14 protein-coding genes are annotated in these 17,120 nt (G+C 60.8%); 6 read left to right on the top strand and 8 right to left on the bottom strand.

What is annotated here, in order from left to right:
* Positions 1 to 261: 261 nt before the first annotated feature.
* Both ACSQ20_RS21875 and ACSQ20_RS21880 read right to left on the bottom strand, forming a co-directional pair.
* Entirely contained in the window at positions 262 to 1,086 is an 825-nt protein-coding gene (locus tag ACSQ20_RS21875) for a hypothetical protein (protein WP_436024141.1), read from the bottom strand.
* Positions 1,087 to 1,089: 3 nt separating this feature from the next.
* Positions 1,090 to 1,644: a hypothetical protein gene (locus tag ACSQ20_RS21880; RefSeq protein ID WP_436024143.1), complete on the bottom strand. Its 555-nt coding sequence runs from the start codon at positions 1,642 to 1,644 to the stop codon at positions 1,090 to 1,092.
* Between the two features lie 504 nt (positions 1,645 to 2,148).
* On the opposite strand from ACSQ20_RS21880, the gene ACSQ20_RS21885 reads away from it, so the two are divergent.
* Positions 2,149 to 2,304 (top strand): DUF3309 family protein, encoded by a 156-nt coding sequence (locus ACSQ20_RS21885; protein ID WP_436024145.1) that lies wholly within the window; start codon positions 2,149 to 2,151, stop codon positions 2,302 to 2,304.
* A gap of 202 nt (positions 2,305 to 2,506) precedes the next feature.
* Here the strand turns inward: ACSQ20_RS21885 and ACSQ20_RS21890 are convergent, their stop codons facing one another.
* Positions 2,507 to 3,217: an MgtC/SapB family protein gene (locus ACSQ20_RS21890; RefSeq protein WP_436024147.1), complete on the bottom strand. Its 711-nt coding sequence runs from the start codon at positions 3,215 to 3,217 to the stop codon at positions 2,507 to 2,509.
* 149 nt (positions 3,218 to 3,366) lie between these two features.
* Between ACSQ20_RS21890 and ACSQ20_RS21895 the strand changes: the two genes are divergently transcribed.
* A complete protein-coding gene (locus ACSQ20_RS21895) occupies positions 3,367 to 3,906 on the top strand; it encodes a DUF4142 domain-containing protein (RefSeq protein WP_436024149.1) in 540 nt (179 codons plus the stop codon).
* A 31-nt stretch (positions 3,907 to 3,937) separates the two neighbouring features.
* Here ACSQ20_RS21895 and ACSQ20_RS21900 read toward each other — a convergent pair whose 3' ends face one another.
* Complete coding sequence (locus ACSQ20_RS21900; RefSeq protein ID WP_436024151.1) at positions 3,938 to 5,239, bottom strand: UDP-N-acetylglucosamine 1-carboxyvinyltransferase; 1,302 nt, start codon at positions 5,237 to 5,239, stop codon at positions 3,938 to 3,940.
* A 324-nt stretch (positions 5,240 to 5,563) separates the two neighbouring features.
* Between ACSQ20_RS21900 and ACSQ20_RS21905 the strand changes: the two genes are divergently transcribed.
* Both ACSQ20_RS21905 and ACSQ20_RS21910 read left to right on the top strand, forming a co-directional pair.
* Complete coding sequence (locus ACSQ20_RS21905) at positions 5,564 to 6,157, top strand: IMPACT family protein (RefSeq protein ID WP_436025811.1); 594 nt, start codon at positions 5,564 to 5,566, stop codon at positions 6,155 to 6,157.
* 136 nt (positions 6,158 to 6,293) lie between these two features.
* On the top strand, positions 6,294 to 6,590 hold the full coding sequence (locus ACSQ20_RS21910; protein ID WP_436024153.1) for a hypothetical protein: 297 nt from the start codon (positions 6,294 to 6,296) through the stop codon (positions 6,588 to 6,590).
* Here the strand turns inward: ACSQ20_RS21910 and egtD are convergent.
* From egtD to ggt, 4 genes are all read right to left on the bottom strand, one after another.
* Positions 6,587 to 7,612: an L-histidine N(alpha)-methyltransferase gene (gene egtD / locus ACSQ20_RS21915; protein WP_436024155.1), complete on the bottom strand. Its 1,026-nt coding sequence runs from the start codon at positions 7,610 to 7,612 to the stop codon at positions 6,587 to 6,589. The two genes, ACSQ20_RS21910 and egtD, sit on opposite strands and share 4 nt — an antisense overlap.
* Positions 7,596 to 8,831, bottom strand: coding sequence for an ergothioneine biosynthesis protein EgtB (gene egtB / locus ACSQ20_RS21920; RefSeq protein ID WP_436024157.1), 1,236 nt, complete (start codon positions 8,829 to 8,831; stop codon positions 7,596 to 7,598). Before egtB ends, egtD begins: the two co-directional genes overlap by 17 nt.
* Positions 8,828 to 9,781, bottom strand: a complete 954-nt coding sequence (locus tag ACSQ20_RS21925; RefSeq protein WP_436024159.1) for a DUF72 domain-containing protein — start codon at positions 9,779 to 9,781, stop codon at positions 8,828 to 8,830. The genes egtB and ACSQ20_RS21925 overlap by 4 nt, the downstream gene beginning before the upstream one ends.
* Positions 9,782 to 10,007: 226 nt before the next feature.
* The gene (gene ggt / locus ACSQ20_RS21930) at positions 10,008 to 11,738 is read right to left on the bottom strand and encodes a gamma-glutamyltransferase (protein WP_436024161.1); all 1,731 of its coding nucleotides are present in this window, start codon (positions 11,736 to 11,738) and stop codon (positions 10,008 to 10,010) included.
* A 222-nt stretch (positions 11,739 to 11,960) separates the two neighbouring features.
* On the opposite strand from ggt, the gene ACSQ20_RS21935 reads away from it, so the two are divergent.
* Complete coding sequence (locus ACSQ20_RS21935) at positions 11,961 to 12,668, top strand: BPSS1780 family membrane protein (protein WP_436024163.1); 708 nt, start codon at positions 11,961 to 11,963, stop codon at positions 12,666 to 12,668.
* Positions 12,669 to 12,704: 36 nt separating this feature from the next.
* Positions 12,705 to 17,084, top strand: a complete 4,380-nt coding sequence (locus tag ACSQ20_RS21940) for a DEAD/DEAH box helicase (protein WP_436024165.1) — start codon at positions 12,705 to 12,707, stop codon at positions 17,082 to 17,084.
* The last annotated feature ends 36 nt before the right edge of the window (positions 17,085 to 17,120 follow it).

Below are 17,120 nucleotides of genomic sequence, written 5' to 3' on the forward strand. Positions count from 1 at the left end.
CGATAGTCCATCCGCGTCCGCTTTTGTCACATGCTCCAATTCTCGCTCACGGGCTTGGTTGAGACAGGAAATAAGAGCCTACTGCGTGCATGACAGGCATGAACAGAAGGCACACGAATACAGCAGGGAAATATAGCTTTGAAATCCTGACCCTACGAAACAGTCCCGCTACCGCAACCGCCAGACAAACGAACGACAGCAATCCAAACAGATCACTGTCTGCAAGTGCGGAGAAATATGCCGGCATAAAAGCTCTCGCTATCAGCGGTTAAACTCAGGGAAATTCCAGCGATAAAATTGGAACTCCCTTAGAAAATCTTCTGCTCCTGTTCCCTTGGTCGTATTCTTGTAATTCCATCCATCTCCGCTTGCGGTGTATATGCCATTCTCAGGCGGCATTCCGGCATAGGAGCTATTTTGAGGATCGGCACGATTACGGCCGAATACGCGCATGGCAGTTGTGAAAGGACGGACAATCACTCCGCTGGAGTTACCTTGCATGATTGTAATGGTCGACGCATCGGCGCTCAGGACGAGCTGAACGTGGTGCGCGATTCCGGCACGGTCATTTGCCTGAGCCAAAACGTCTCCAGGACGAAGGACTTCCGGACCGCTTAGCGGTACCGTGTTCGAGCCTGCGCGTTGCATGTCCTGTGCTCCGTAGGTCAATTCGACCATATCGGCGAATCCGAACATGGTGGAATCATACTTTTCGTGTTCGGGCTTGCCATAAACTTCCATGTTTCGATAAGTGCGCACGCCACTTGTGAATTTGAGCGGAAGTCCCCGCCGCGCTGCAAACTGAACCAACACACGTAATGCAAAGTCCTCGCATGTGAACCGGTTCGTGCGAACGTCGCCGCCTCGGTCCCAGTACTGCTCGGTACGGATCTGCTCGGCGAGCTGAGGAACCGAATTGCGATAGTCTGCAATGTCGGAATCGGTCCATTTGCAAGTCGTTTTCCAGAACGTCTTCATCTTGACCGTGACAGGTTTGGGCGACCTATCGCTAGTTGGCGTGGTTGTCTTTGTAGCGACGAGTTGATAGCGGGTCCCATTCGGGGAGACGTGAATCTGCTCTGGCATGGTTTATCCTGCAAGGTAGACGTTGATGTTCTCGGCGAAAGCGATGGAAGCCAGTAAATGCGTGTTCCCATCGCCATCTGTTTCGCCGTATTCAAACGTGCCGGTTTCCCGGCACAACGCGTAGGCCGTGTATGCAAGCGTGCGCCCATCGCCACCTCGCAAAACAAACCTGTCGTCGTAAGCGCCGGCCGTTGATGCCGGTCCGCCGGCTACAACCGTGCTAGCCGCACAGTCGCTGTCGCCCATGATCATCCACTTGCGGCCGTAGACGGGAATGATGCGCGGATGACGCTCGCACTGACACAGAACCAGATCGCCGCCCAATGCCTGCTGTCGGTTCCTCGGTCGGTCATACAGCCGCTTTTTCCCCGGAGAGCCTGGAGCAGCCACGATGACGCCGGCAGTCTTGCAGGTGTCGCACCATGCCTGTTGTCCGAGGAACGTCAACCGGCGACGCCTTCCGTCTTCGCCGGTCACAGTGCCGCATGAAGCGCCTTCAATGACACGCCCGCCCCCGTCAAGCGGATCGTCTTCGACTACCGCGTAAAAAATGCCCACCGTCTTTTCTCCTTATGAGGTCATCCAGCAAGAAAGATCTGGATAGATTCAATGTTCGCGACAGCTGACAGCAGGTGTGTGGTGCCTTGGCAGCTTCCGCACGTCGTTTGCTTTTGGACTCCTAATCAATCGCTCGCCGCACGCTCAACCCTGCAAAGGTGTCCGGTCATGCACCGCGATCAACATGCGTGGGGCGCACCGCTGATCGCCAGCCTGAATACCCCGAATTTCATCGTATTCATCGTCGAGGGCGCGATTGGTGAATGTATATAACTGCCGCATTACACGCCGATCACTTCCGTCTAACCGGACCGCCTCTATTAAATTCGGACTGAATAACGATTGATGCGATACAAATAAACGCGAGTCCGCCGCCATCACATTCGGCTCTAACCGAAAACGCCTCACACACAGCAGTATCGCCACCGACCCGGCATGCCTCTTGCTCGATCTACGCCATGCGGCTCTCACGACCGCGCCCCTTTCCCTACCAGCGAGGGCAATATGTTAGGAACCATTCTTCTCGTCGTTTTGATCCTGCTTTTGATCGGCGCATTCCCTGCCTGGCCGTATAGCCGCGGCTGGGGGTATGCACCCACGGGCGGGCTCGGCTTGCTCGTCGTGATCGTCATCTTGCTCGTTATATTCGGACGCATATAGCGCCCGGCTGGCATGCGCGCGCTCGGCTTCGCAGCGCGACCGATGCGCGCGTTTTTTTCAAAACGCGTGAGTTCGCTATAGCGCGAAAGGAGCAGCGCAGACACGGAAGAGAATGCAAATCGTTAGGAGTCCGAAATGCATCTCGTTGGGCTCGCAGCCGGTTGCAGGTTACAAACAGCGCACCGCTTGCTCGCGCGTTATGTCATTCGATTTCCTGCCACTGCACCGATCGCGCACCCGAGCGCTTGGCGAGTTCTGCAAAGGCCGACACCTTGGCGTCGGCTTCGGCCGGCTCGCGCCAACGTAATAACAGCCGTTCCTCGACGGTCTCGTTGCTGCGGTTCCAACACGCGCCGCGCCGACCCAGCGAACAGCCAATGCCTGCCAATTCGCGTGCGAGACGATGCGGACAATCGCTTCCTGCGGCATATTCAACGGTCAGCCAGGCACTCTTGCGGCGCGGCATTCGCTCTTCGAAGCGGCGCAGCCCCCACAGCACGGCAACGCCAAGCATCGTGCCGCCGCCCGCGAGCCGGTATTGTCCGCCGCCGATGCATAAGCCGACGACGGTAACCAACCACAACGTCGCGGCAGTCGTCACCCCCGTCACGAGCCCATCCTTACGCAGCACCGCACCGGCGCCAATAAAGCCCATGCCGGTCAGAATGCCGAGCGGCAGCCGCATCAAATCGAGCGTGACGAAAGAATCCTGATGCTTGCCCGTCTGCCCGAGCAACGTGTTGGTTTGCAGCATCGCAAGACACGCGGCAAGACAAACCAGCATCGTCGTGCGCAACCCGGCCGTCTTGCCGGACTCGCTGCGATTGAACCCAAACGCAGCCCCGGCGGCGAGCGCGCTCGCGAACCTGATGACGACGGCGGGCCAATCGAGCATGAGCGGCATGGTGTCCATGCCCGCTTTCCAGCAAACGGTGGGCCCATCGCGACATATGTTCAATATCCAATCGGTACGCTGTTTGCAATGCTTCATGGATGCGGCCGCCCGGAGCGCTCAATGCGTTCGGGCCGAACGATATCAACGATGTCCATCGAGGAGCCGAAATGAAACGTGCTGTTTTCGCGTTGACCTGCTGCATGCTTCTGATCCCCGCAGCCGGTGTGCAAGCACAGACCCAAGCCGCTGCGACCACTGCCGCCAATCCGCTGCCTCAGCCCGACAGCGAATTCGTGCAAGCGGCAACCAAGTCGTCATCGACCGAGATCGATGCGGCCAAAATCGCGCAACGAAACTCGAACGACAAGGATGTCAAATCGTTTGCACGTCACTTGATGTACGACCATACGAAGATGACGGTGCAACTGAAGGCGAAGGCACCTCATGACGTCAAGGTTCCAAAGGACAATTCCGACACCAGCCTTGTCGATTCATTAAAACCGCTAAAAGGAAAGGAATTCGATGAGGCTTATATCAGCAAAGTTGGGCTCAAAGGCCATGAAGAGGCTATCGCGGCATTCAAGAAGGAAATAAGCGACGGCCAGAATGCCGATCTCAAAGCACTCGCGAAAAAGAGTTTGCCCCTCATCGAACAGCACCATCAACTGGCCCAATCGCTCGCCAAGAAAAAAGGCGTAAGCGAATAGCGCAATAGCGAAAAAGCACGTTCGGTGCCGTTCAATCGGTGCTCTTCCATTCGACATTCGCGCCGACCGAGCGCAGGTTCTCGACGAAATGAGGATGCGCTCGACGAATCGGCAAGGCGTTCTTGATGACCGACTGCCCTTCGATACTGGCAGCCACCATGAAAAGCGCAATCGCCACGCGAATGATGTAAGGGCTTTCGACCTTGGCCGGGCTCAGCGCAATGCCCCCGAATGTAATGAGCCGATGCGGATCGGACAGAAAAACATGCGCGCCGAACTTCGAGAGCTCGCCTGACCAACCCATCGCGCCGTCATAGACCTTGTTCCAAAACATCGCACTGCCTTCGGCACGCACGCCGAGCGCGATAAAGATAGGCAACAAGTCCACTGGCAGATAAGGCCACGGCGCCGCTTCAATCTTGGTCAGAATGTTCGGCGTAAAAGGACGTCGCACGCGCAGCGGGCCGTCGCGCAATGCACGCGACCAGCCATCGCGATGCTGGACTTCCACACCGAATTTCGCAAACGTTCGATCGATCAGCGGAAACTGCTCGGGCGCGCTGTTTCTCACCGCGATATCGCCGCCGGTGATCGCACCGAGTGCGAGAAACGTGGCGATCTCATGAAAGTCTTCGCTAAAGCGGAATTCGCCGCCACCCAGCGGGCGTCCGCCTTCGATGCGCAGCCGTGAAGTACCGATGCCTTCAATGGGCACCCCGAGCATCGCAATGAAGCGGCAAAACTCCTGCACGTGCGGCTCGGATGCCGCGTTGACGAGCGTCGAGGTACCCGCGGCGGCGGCCGCGCAAAGCACGAAGTTTTCGGTGGTCGTCACCGACGCGTAATCGAGCCAGTGATCGTTCGCATTCATGGCGGCGTCGCTGCGCACGATCAGCGAATCGGCCGTGCGCTCGATGCGCGCGCCGAAACGCTCGAATACTTCGACATGTGGATCGATTTCACGCACGCCGAGTGTGCAGCCCTTCACGTCGTTCTCGAGCCGCGCCACGCGAAAGCGCGCAACGAGCGGCGGCACGAGCATGATAGACGAGCGCATTTCCTCGGGCAGGCGGTGAGCAGCCGGATCGAAAGCGGTAACGCGGTGATGCAATTCGAGCACGCCCGTCGAGTAATCCATCGACACATCGCTGCCCAACGTGCGGAAAATATCGAGGATTTTCCTGACGTCGGTGATGTCGGGCACACCCACCAAGCGCAATGGCGCATCGGTGAGCAAGGTGGCACAGAGAATCGGAAGGACTGCGTTCTTGTTGGCGGAGGGCGTAATTTCGCCGCGCAGCGGAAGCCCGCCGTGAACGATCAAATCAGACATAGTGGGGACAAAACCGTAGAGGGCGTTCAGCGAAACGCACGTTTTCCAAGGCGCATATGATGCCACCGACGCAACCAGAACGTTCCGATTTTCGCGCGCAAGGCTGCCCGGCAAAGCGTGCGCGTAGCGCGGGCGCTTTCGCATCAAGCACTTGCGAGCGATTTGCGCGAGTTATTCACAGGTTTGCCAACAAAATCTGGGGATAACTACGGGTTTACTCAACCCGTCCTCCCGAACTTGGTCGAGCGCAGATGCTTAGGACTACCAAGCGTTGCGGCCCGCTTCCGCTACACTGGCGCCTTGCCGTTCAACCGTGTCGCCGCTTTGCCCACTTTCACGCTGGCCGCCCCCGTCGCGGCCGAACTCGAAATCCGCAAGAGCCGCTTTATCGCGCATGCGATTCCTGTCGCCGATCGCGAAGCGGCTATGACCCTGCTGCGCGCTCTGCGCGAGGCTCACCCTGCAGCGACGCACGTCTGCTGGGCACTGCTCGCAGGCGGGCAATCCGGTATGTCCGACGATGGCGAGCCTTCCGGAACAGCCGGTCGGCCCATTCTCGAAGTGCTGCGTCATCACGATCTCGATGGCGTGCTCGGCGCAGTGGTCCGCTACTTCGGCGGCGTCAAGTTAGGGGCGGGTGGCCTCATGCGCGCCTATACGGATGCCATTGCCACGGCTTTGCTGCAAGCCGAACGCGTCGAGCGGATCGCACAGGCTCGCTTGGTCGTCGAGATCGGCTATGCCGACGAAGCGCGGGTGCGACGCTGGATGGAGCAACAGCAGGTGACCCTCGTCGAGAGCGGCTACGGCACGGGCACCGGCGTGCGGCTCGTTTTGCAACTACCGGCCAGCGCAGTCGACGCGGCCCGGGATGCCTTGCGTGATCTCACGCAAGGTAGAGCCGCCCTACACGCGTAATGCAGCGTTACCGATCTCGCAGACCGCTTTCACATGTGTCTTAAAAGCGCTCCTACACTGGGTTCGTCGTCACCGGCAAACGTGACCGCAACGCAACCTCAGCAACCACAACGCACCCGCGTGTAAGGAGAAACAAATGAACAAGAAGCTCATCGGAGCCTTGATCGGACTTGCCGTGCTGGGCGCCTCGACGGCAGCGTCGGCGCGTGTCGATTTGGCCATTGGCGTCGGCTTCCCTGGGGCGGTCTATGCGCCCGCGCAGCCTGTGTATGTCGCACCCCAGCCCGCTTATGTTGCTCCCGTCGGCTACTGGCGCGGCGACGATGGCTGGCGTGACGACGGCTGGCGCGAGCGCGAATGGCGCCGCCGCGAGTGGCGTGAACATCAGTGGCGCGAGCACGAATGGCGCGAACGCCGCTGGGGCGGATATTAATGCTGCGCGCCGCGAGCCGGGCTCGCGAGCCAATGCAGACTGAAGAGCCGGGCCGGGTCGGTCCAGACCGGCCCCGGCTCGAACCCGGCCGAAACGGCGAGCGCACGAAAACTGTCGATCGTGAATTTGTGCGAACTCTCGGTGTGGATGTTATCGCCCTCGCTGAACGCGAATGTCTCGCCCCCTACCGTGACCACCTGTGAGCAACGGCTCACGAGATGCATTTCGATGCGGCGTTTCACCGGTTCGTAAAACGCATAGTGTCCGAACTGCCGCAGATCGAAATCGGCGCCCAACTCATGGTTAGCACGCCTAAGTAAATTCAGATTGAACGCAGCTGTCACGCCTTGCTGGTCGTTATAAGCGCGATGCAGCACGTCGGGATCTTTCACGAGATCGACGCCAATGACGAGACCGCCGCCCTCGACCAGCCGAGCCGCCTGGCGCAAGAACGCATGCGCCTCCTCGGGATCGAGATTGCCGATCGTCGAGCCCGGGAAAAAGCCCACGCGACGCTCCGAGGCAGCCGTGAGTTCCCCAAGCGCGCCTTCTTTCAGATAGTCCGCCGCGACCGGATGCACGGCTAGCCACGGGTAATCCGCGTGTAACCGGCGTGCCGCACTCTGTAGATGTTCCGCGGAAATATCGATCGGGAAAAAGCGGCGTGGCGCGTTGCTCGACGAAAACGCGTTGAGCAACAGCCGAATCTTTTCGAGCGAGCCTGCGCCGAATTCGACGATATCGGCGCGTGGGCCGACGTATTGCGCGATTTCCGGTGCATAGCGTTCGAGGATGCTGCGCTCGGTGCGAGTCGGATAGTATTCGGGCAAATCGCAAATGCGGTCGAAGAGCGCGGAGCCCGCCGCATCGTAAAGATATTTGGGCGAAATGCGGCGCCGTTTCGCCGATAAGCCCGCGATGAGGTCACGCTCGAATGCGCTCGTAGCATCGCGCAATTGAATAGGACTGCTAACGAACGCAGCCGCGCCAGCCAGGCCCGATGCTTCAGATGTCTCGTACAAGGCGCACTCCCGAGAATTGCCAGCATGCGGCCGGCGGAAAAAAATTACGATAGCTGCGACGAGTGTGGCCGGGCGGCGTGGCAATACTGCTACCGCGCAATACGAGCTGCCCCACCATGAATTTGCCGTTGTATTCCGATGCAACGCCCGGCATCGGCCGGAACCCGGGATACGGGTCGTACGACGAGCGCGTCCACTGCCATACATGGCCTGTCATTTGAGTGATGCCCGGCGCATCGAACGCCGCTTCCCATTCGAACTCGGTCGGAAGCCGTGCGCCCGCCCATTCGGCGTACGCTGCCGCTTCGTAAAAATTCAACTGCGAGACCGGCGCATTCGGACGCATGGGCTGCAAGCCATCGAGACCGAACACGCGCCAATCCGAGGACGACGTCGAACGCTCATGATCGACGCGTCGCCAATAAGCCGGCGCCGTCATATGTTCGCGCTGCACCATCGCCCAGCCGTCCGACAGCCACAGTTCCGGGCGTCTATAACCGCCATCAGCAATGAAGCCAGTGTAGTCATTACATGTGACAAGACGGTCCGCGATCTCGTAGGGTCGTAGCAGAACGTCGTGCCTCGGCTCCTCGCTATCGAAAGAAAATCCCGGCCCCTCGTGGCCAATAGCGACAATGCCGCCCGGCTGACGCAGCCATTCGATAGGCCCGGAACGCAATGTGTTCGTCGATGGTTCGCCGCTCGGGTTTTCCCGGTAGGCCGGCATCAACGGGTTGCATGACAACGCATGAAGGATGTCCGTCAGAATCAGCTCCTGATGTTGTTGCTCGTGATGAAGCCCGAGCGTGACGATCGGCTCGATCACCGGCAATGACGCATCGTCGGCGCGTACCAGCAGCGCGAGGACAGCTTCGTCAACATAGCGGCGATACGCGTGGACGTCCTCGAGCGAGGGCCGCGTGAGCATGCCGCGCCGCGCACGCTCGTGACGCGGGCCCAGTGCCTCGTAATACGAATTGAAGAGGTACAGGTAGCGCTCGTCGAAGAGCGTGTAGCCAGGGTCGTGCCTCGCGAGCAGCACCGTTTCGAAAAACCAGGTGGTGTGCGCGAGATGCCACTTCGTCGGGCTCGCATCCGACATCGACTGAACCTGCTGGTCCTCGGCCGATAGCGGTGCCGAAAGCGCCAGGCTGTACTGACGAACAGCTTCGAAGCTTCGCCGTAGTTCGCGCCGCATGGCGGATAAATCGCTGCTCATCGGTATTGCTCCTTGCCTCCGGTGGCTTCGCGCGTGGACGGGACTCGCCGGATTGGCTTTTCGTTTTTGCGCACGGCGACGCCCTCTGACTCGATCAACTGCTTGAGGCGCTTGGCATCGAAAGGTGCTTGGACTTTCTGATCATTGTCAAAATAACAAAATACGTCGCGCTTCGTGCGAGGCGCCGAAACGCGCGAAATCCGCTCGGCGTCGCGCGGCTCGCCACCACGCGCCCATGTCGCGATCCGATGTGCCCAATGGTCGAGCGCGGCGTCCGAATAGGCGCCGCTATAGAGCGTCTCGGTGCCGTGCAGGCGCAGGTAGACGAAATCGGCGGTCACATCTTCGGCGTAAGGCCATTCGGCGACGGCGTCGGACATCACGAGCGCGACGCCATGTCGACGCAGAATCTCGGGGAATTCAGGCGTGCGGAAACTGGCGTGTCTGATTTCGACGGCATGGCGCAAACGGCCTGAATGACGTGGGCGGCACCACGGCACTTTCACGCGCGCGTCGTGCTGTTTAGCCAGTGCGACGGCCTCGTCGACGGTCCGAGGCAGCAATGCAAAAAAACGTTCGAGGCGCGTCGCATCGAAGCTGAAGTTCGGCGGAAATTGCCAGAGAAACGGGCCTAACTTCGCTTCGAGCGCGAGCACACCCGAGGCGAAAAAATTGGCGATCGCAGCTCGCGCCGACTCGTCGCGAAAACGCAGCATGTGCGTCAAATAGCGCGGCCCCTTGACGCTGAATACGAAACCCTCGGGCGCCGCGTCGTGCCAATTGTGATAGCTGTCGATGGTCTGCAGCGAGTAGTGCGACCCATTGATCTCGATGGTATCCACGGCTCGCGAGGCGAAGGCGAGTTCGCCCGCCTGCCGCAGCCCGACCGGATAAAAGACACCGCGCCAGCCCGCGTAACGCCAGCCGGAGATGCCGATATGAATAGTCATCGGTGGTTCGTGCGTCGTTTATTGACTGCCGTGCGTGCGAGTGGTGGGCAGCAAACGTCGTTCCCAGTTTAGTGGGCGGCACAGAAGCGGAGGCTAGCGGGGGCCGGGAAACGTGGGGAATAGGTGCGCTGAGGCACGCTCGGAAAGAGAATTGCCGCGGATTGGCGCGGATTTCTTACGAAAAGCATACGGGCGAAGCGCATTGTATGCACTTCGCCCGTTTTCTTTACTGCACGATCCGCGTTACACCACGGCCGCGCGGGTCCGCCGCGGGCTCCGGTGTATCACCGTTGATTTCGATTGCCTGAATATCGCCATTGAAGCCTTGCTTTTGCAGCGCATAGCCCATGTCCTCCAATTGCTTTGCCAACTCGCCGTCAATGGGCTTATACGGCTCCCAATAGATGGTGTTCGGAGGCAGCAATTGATGATGGAAGCGCATCGCGCTCACCGCATCCTTCAAAGGCATCTTGAAGTCATAAATATTACTGATGACCTGGAAGATCGACGTAAAGATGCGCGAGCCGCCCGGCGTACCGATCACCAGTGCAACCTTGCCATCCTTCGTCAGAATGGTCGGCGACATCGACGACAGCGGACGCTTGCGCGGCTCGATCGCATTCGCATCGCTGCCGACCACGCCGAACATGTTCGCTACGCCCGGTTTCGCCGAGAAATCGTCCATTTCATCGTTCAGCAAAACGCCTGTGCCTTGAGCAATCACACCGGAGCCGAAATATCCGTTGATCGTATAGGTGTTCGACACGGCATTGCCCCATTTGTCGATCACCGAGAAATGCGTCGTCTCGGCCTTCTCGGGCATCGACGTGCCGAGCCCCGGCTGCACGCTCTTCGTATCCGATGGTTTATCGGGGTTGACCTCGGCCGCGCGTTTGGCGATGTAGCTGTCGTCGATCAACTGCGCAACAGGCACTTTGAAGAAATCCGGATCGCCCAGGTACTGCGCACGATCGGCGAACACACGTTTTTCGATTTCGGCCACGAGATGGATGTACTTCGCGGAATCAAGCGGCACCCCTTCGAACTTGTCCTTGAGATCGGCTTTCATCTTCAAGAGCTGCACGAGGCCCACGCCGCCCGAACTCGGCGGCGGTGCGGTAATCACGCGAAAGCCGTTCCAGTCGGCTTGCACGGGTTGACGCCATACGGCTTTGTATTGCAGCAAATCTTGCTTCGTAATCAGGCCGCCATCGGCCTTCATCGATGCGGCGATCAGCTCGGCCGTCTTGCCGTCGTAAAAGCCCTTCGCCCCTTTGTCGGCGATGCGCATAAGCGTCGCTGCCAACTCCGGTTGCTTGAACGTCGCGCCGACATTGAGGCCGCCGAAGTATTTGCCGAAGTTCGTCGTGTCGCCGAAGTCCTTCGCTGCTGCGTCGCGGCGCTGCTGTAATTGATCGCTGACTTCGAAGCCATCGCGCGCATAGTGAATCGCCGGCGCCAGCACCTGCTTCCATTTCAGTCGGCCGAAACGCTTTTGCGCGTCCCACATCCCGGCAACCGTCCCCGGCACACCGACGGCGCGCGGACCGACGAGGCTCATCCCTTTGATGACGTTGCCGTCTTTGTCGAGATACATACCCTTCGTTGCGGCAAGCGGCGCGCGCTCGCGATAGTCGAGAAAGTACGGCTTGCCGTCGACATAAAGCGTCATGAAGCCGCCACCGCCGATGTTGCCCGCCTCGGGATAGGTGACGGCCAGGGTAAACGCAATTGCAACCGCGGCATCGACGGCATTGCCCCCTTCCTTGAAGATCTGCTCGGCGGCGTCGGCACTGTATTCATCGGCCACGGCCACCGCCGATGCAGTCAATACCGGTTTGCCCGTGGTCGTCTTCGCAACGGCGGGTGCACTTTCGACAAAACCGAAAGAAGCCGCCGCCAGCGCAGCGATGCTCCATCCGGTCGCAGCCAATTTAATTCGGCTCACTGAATTCATACCGCCTCCTTCTTTTGTTATTAACGCTTAACGACTGACCTGCTCGCGCTTATATCACGTGGAAATGGTTTCCGAAACAGCGCAATTCCGTAGGTGTGTACAGACGCGGCGGTCCGGCGCGCGCAGGATGCGTCTCTCAGCGCCAACTTGCGCGCGCATTCAGCGGATAATCCAGGCTGCCGCGTTTTTGCTCGCTTCATACTTTTTTGGAGTCTCCTTCCCATGCTCATGCGCACCGTCTCCGCGGACCACGGTTCGAAATGGATCATCGATGGCTGGGCGTTATTCCGAATGCGGCCCGCGGTGTGGGTCGCGCTCGGCGCAATCGATCTTGCCGTCACCCTCGCGCTCGGCGCAATTCCGTTTGCGAGCGATCTGACGCCGGTGTTCACGGTGCTGTGGGCCGCCGGCATGATCGCGGCCGCGCAAAGCTGCCAGGCGCTCGGCACCGTGCGCATACGCGATGCGTTCGACGGCATCCGTCGACACATTCGGCCGCTTCTTGTGCTGAGCCTCGTGGCACTGCTCGCCGCGCTCGTCTGCGACTTCGCCGGCAGCCGCATGTCGGCTGCGTTCAATGCACTCGTCAGCGCAGCGCCGGGTGCGGCGAGCCCGAGCACCCCCTGGCTCGCCGCCCTGGTCTACGCGATAGCGGCCATCGGCGCGGCGATGGCGCTTTGGCTCGCACCAGCGCTCGTGGTGCTCGAAGGCGCCACGCCGGTCGATGCGCTCAAGGCCAGTCTCGATGCGATCTGGCGCAGCCCTTGGGCCGCACTCGTGTATGGCCTCTTCGTTGCGGGCTTGGCCGGCGCGGCGCTGCTGACGCTCGGGGTCGGTCTCCTTGTGCTCGTGCCGCTCGTTTATTTGTCGACCTATACGGCCTGCCGCGATATGTTCGGACAACCAGCAAACGTTGGTGAGGACTCCTGAGTAATTCGGGGGTTTGAAATACAATGGATCGCCCCCATGTTGAAGCAAGCCATGAACACCTCTTGCACCCATGAGGCGCTCGCCGATTTTCATCCCGCTGTGGCGGCCTGGTTCGAGTCCGCTTTCACGGCGCCCACCGACGCGCAGTGTCGCGCCTGGCCGCACATCCGCCGCCATCGCTCGACGCTGGTAGCGGCGCCTACCGGCTCGGGCAAAACGCTTACCGCGTTTCTCTGGGCGCTCGACGAACTCGTGCGCGAAGGTCTCGCGCACGAGGGCGCGCTGCCCGACGAAACGCTCGTCGTTTATATCTCGCCGCTCAAAGCGCTTTCGAACGATATCCACGCTAATCTGGAGCGGCCGCTTGCAGGCATCGCCGACGAACTCGCGCGACGCGGTCTCGCGCCCGTAGGCATCCGCACCGCCGTGCGCACCGGCGACACTACGCAGCAAGAACGCAATGCGTTGAAAAAGCGCCCGCCGCACATCCTCGTGACGACACCCGAGTCGCTTTATGTGCTGCTGTCGTCCGACTCGGGCCGGCGCATGCTGGCCACGACGCGTACCGTCATCGTCGATGAAATCCACGCGATTGCCGGCACTAAACGCGGCAGTCATCTCGCGCTTTCACTCGAGCGGCTCGATGCGCTTTGCAAGCGGCGCCTGCCGCGCATCGGGTTGTCCGCAACGCAAAAACCGATCGACGCCGTTGCCCGTTTTCTCGTCGGCGTGGGCGAGCATGCGCACTGCGCCATCGTCGACGTTGGTCATCACCGCGCGCGCGATCTCGCGCTCGAACTGCCGCCGGTTCCGCTCGAAGCGGTGATGGCAAACGAAGTATGGGAGCGTGTGTACGATCGGCTTGCCGAATTAGCTGCCATGCATGCCACGACGCTCATCTTCGTGAACACTCGGCGCATGGCCGAGCGCGCCGCGCGGCACCTGACGGAGCGACTCGGCAAGGACGCCGTGGCCGCACACCACGGCAGTATGGCGAAGGAGCATCGGCTCGACGCGGAACAGCGCTTGAAGCGCGGCGCGCTGCGCGTGTTGATTGCCACCGCATCGCTTGAGCTGGGTATCGACATCGGCGACGTCGAACTCGTCTGTCAACTCGGCTCGCCGCGCGCCATCGCGCCATTTCTGCAGCGCGTTGGGCGCTCCGGACACAGCGTCGGCGGCATGCCGAAGGGGCGCCTCTTTCCGACGTCGCGCGACGATCTGATCGAATGTGCCGCATTGATCGACTGCACGCGGCGCGGCGAGCTCGATGCGCTGATCATTCCGCAAGCGCCGCTTGACGTGCTCGCGCAACAGATCGTCGCCGAGCTTGCATGCGAGGAGTGGAGCGAAGATGCGCTCTTCGCGTGTTACCGTCATGCCGCACCGTATGCCGAGCTCCCGCGCGAGCGCTACGACGCCGTACTGCGCATGCTCGCGGACGGCTACACAAGCCGCCATGGACCGCGCGGCGCCTATGTGCATCGCGACATCGTCAGCGGCACGATGCGCGGGCGGCGCGGCAGCAAGCTCACGGCCGCGACCTCGGGCGGGACGATCCCCGACAATGCCGACTACGCTGTGCTGCTCGAACCACAAGGCATCAACATCGGCACCGTCAACGAAGATTTCGCGGTCGAGAGTCTTGCGGGCGATGTCTTCCAACTCGGCAACAGCGCCTATCGGATTGTGCGTGTCGAAGCGGGACGCGTGCGCGTCGTCGATGCGGCAGGGCAAGCGCCGAATATTCCGTTCTGGTTGGGCGAAGCCCCTGGCCGCAGCGACGAGCTTTCTGCCGCCGTGTCTCGCTTGCGAGCACGCGTCGAGCAATTGCTGATGCTAAGCAGTCCTAACGAATCTTCGATCGACCATGTAGTTGATGCGTTGATGCGCGAGCTTCAATTGGGCGAGAGCGCCGCGCGGCAAATCGTCGAGTATCTCGCTCGTGCGCGAGCCGCACTGACGAGGTTGCCCACACAACAAACGCTGGTGATGGAGCGTTTTTTCGACGAATCGGGTGGCGCGCAGCTCGTCATTCACGCACCGTTCGGCAGCCGCATCAATCGCGCTTGGGGCCTGGCACTGCGCAAACGGTTTTGCCGCACGTTCAATTTCGAGTTGCAAGCGGCCGCAACCGAAGACGCCATCGTGCTCTCGCTAACGGGCAGTCATAGCTTCCCACTCGACGAAGTGTGGCGTTATTTGCATTCGAACAGCGCGGAGCACGTGCTGATCCAAGCGCTTCTCGATGCACCGCTTTTCAATGTGCGTTGGCGCTGGAATGCGACTACATCGCTCGCGTTGCCGCGCTTTACCGGTGGACGCAAAACAGCGCCGCAGTTGCAGCGCATGAAGAGCGAAGACCTGCTGGCCAGTGTCTTTCCGGACCAAGTGGCGTGCCTCGAGAATATTGTCGGCGAGCGTGAATTGCCGGCGCACCCGCTCGTCGAGCAAACGATCGACGACTGCCTTCACGAAGCGATGGATTGCGACGGCTGGCTCGCGTTGTTGCGCAAGATCGAGCGCGGCGAAGTGACACTGGTTACGCGTGATTTGCCGACGCCCTCGCCGCTTGCTGCCGAAATTCTCAATGCACGCCCCTATGCTTTTCTCGATGATGCGCCGATCGAGGAACGGCGCACGCAAGCTGTGCTTTCGCGTCGCTGGGGCGAGCCCGATGCGGCGGCCGAACTCGGGGCGCTCGATGTCGATGCGATTGCGAGTGTGCGTGATGAGGCGTGGCCACAAGCACGCCAGCCCGATGAAATGCATGAGGCACTGATGGCGCTTGCTTGTGTCACCGAACATGAAGCGCAGGCCAACGCGGGCTGGCCCGAATGGCTCGGGGCATTGGCGCGTTCGGGGCGAGCGACACGGATGCAGGTCGCGGAGCACGACGCTTTGTGGCTGCCTATAGAACGGCTGACATGGTTTCGCGCAGCGTACCCCGATGCGGGCTACGAGCCACGGCTCACCGCACCTGCTGGATTCGACGAAACCTGCGCGCGTGACGATGCGATCGTCGAAGTCATCAGGGCTCGCTTGACGGGGTTCGCACCGTCGAGCATCGCGCAGATCGCTCGTCCGCTTGCGTTGCCTGCGTCGGCCGTGGCTGCCGCGCTTGTAACGTTGGAGTCGCAAGGCTATGCAATGCGCGGCCGCTTTTCACCCGGTGCGACCGAAGAGCAATGGTGCGAACGTCACTTGCTTGCGCGCATTCATCGCTACACGATCAGGCGCTTGCGGCGTGAAATTGAACCTGTCGAGCGGGCGGACTTCATGCGCTTTCTATTCGAATGGCAACGCGTGGCGCCCGATGCGCGCGGCATGGGACAAGATGCGCTCGCGGCGACGGTCGCGCAGCTGGAGGGCTTCGAAGCACCGGCCGCCGCATGGGAAGAAGAGATCCTGCCCGCGCGGATTCGCGACTATACGGGCACGTCGCTCGATACCCTTTGCCGTTCAGGCAAGGTGGTCTGGGCACGGCTAGTCGATGCTGCGCGTGCCGGCGGTACACCTGTGCGTTCGACGCCGGTCGTGCTGCTGGCACGTCGCGATCTCGCGCTTTGGTATGCGTTGGCCGGACCGGCTGTTGCTGCGGACACGCTCGGTGCTCGCGCATGCGCGGTGTTCGATGCGTTGGTACAGCATGGCGCGATGTTTTTCGACGAGTTGCTTCATGAAACATGTGCGCTGCCGATCGAGCTTGAAGCCGCGCTCGGCGAGCTTGTTGCGACGGGCCTCGTTAATTCGGATAGCTTCGCGGGACTGCGCGCGCTGTTGCAACCGGCTGCTGCTCGCCAGCGTGCGTCACGCCATGGGTCGCGCCGCGGCATGCGGGCGATGCGGCACGGTGCGTTCATCGGCGGTATGGATGACGCGGGCCGATGGGCACTCGTGCGACGCGTGCAGGCACAGGCGGATGCCGAGGGCCCTACGTCACGCTCGCACAGCACGCCCGGTGAGGTGCTCGAACACGTTGCGCTGACGCTGCTGCGGCGCTATGGCGTGGTTTGCTGGCAACTGCTCGATCGCGACGCCACGTGGTTGCCGCGTTGGCGCGAAATGCTGCGCACGCTGCAGCGGCTAGAAGGACGCGGGCACGTTCGCGGCGGCAGGTTCGTCAATGGGTTGTCGGGAGAGCAGTTCGCGTTGCCGGAGGCTATACCGTTGCTGCGCGAAGTGCGCAAACGGCCACACGATGGGCTGATGATCTGCATCAGCGGTGCGGACCCTCTCAATCTGATCGGCACGGTGCTGCCCGGCGATAAAGTGCCCACGCTCACCGGCAATCGCATTTTGTTCCGCGACGGTGCGCCGGTAGCAACGCTCGTCGCCGGGAAGTTCGCCTATGCGTCGGAGCTGGCTGCCGATCAGCAAGAGCAGGCACGTCTTTATCTTGCGAAGCGCCACTGAAGCATGAAATCTGATCTTCAGATTGATAAACCGATA

Origin of the sequence: Trinickia sp. LjRoot230, from assembly GCF_964253315.1 — a bacterium.
Taxonomy (GTDB): Bacteria; Pseudomonadota; Gammaproteobacteria; order Burkholderiales; family Burkholderiaceae; genus Trinickia.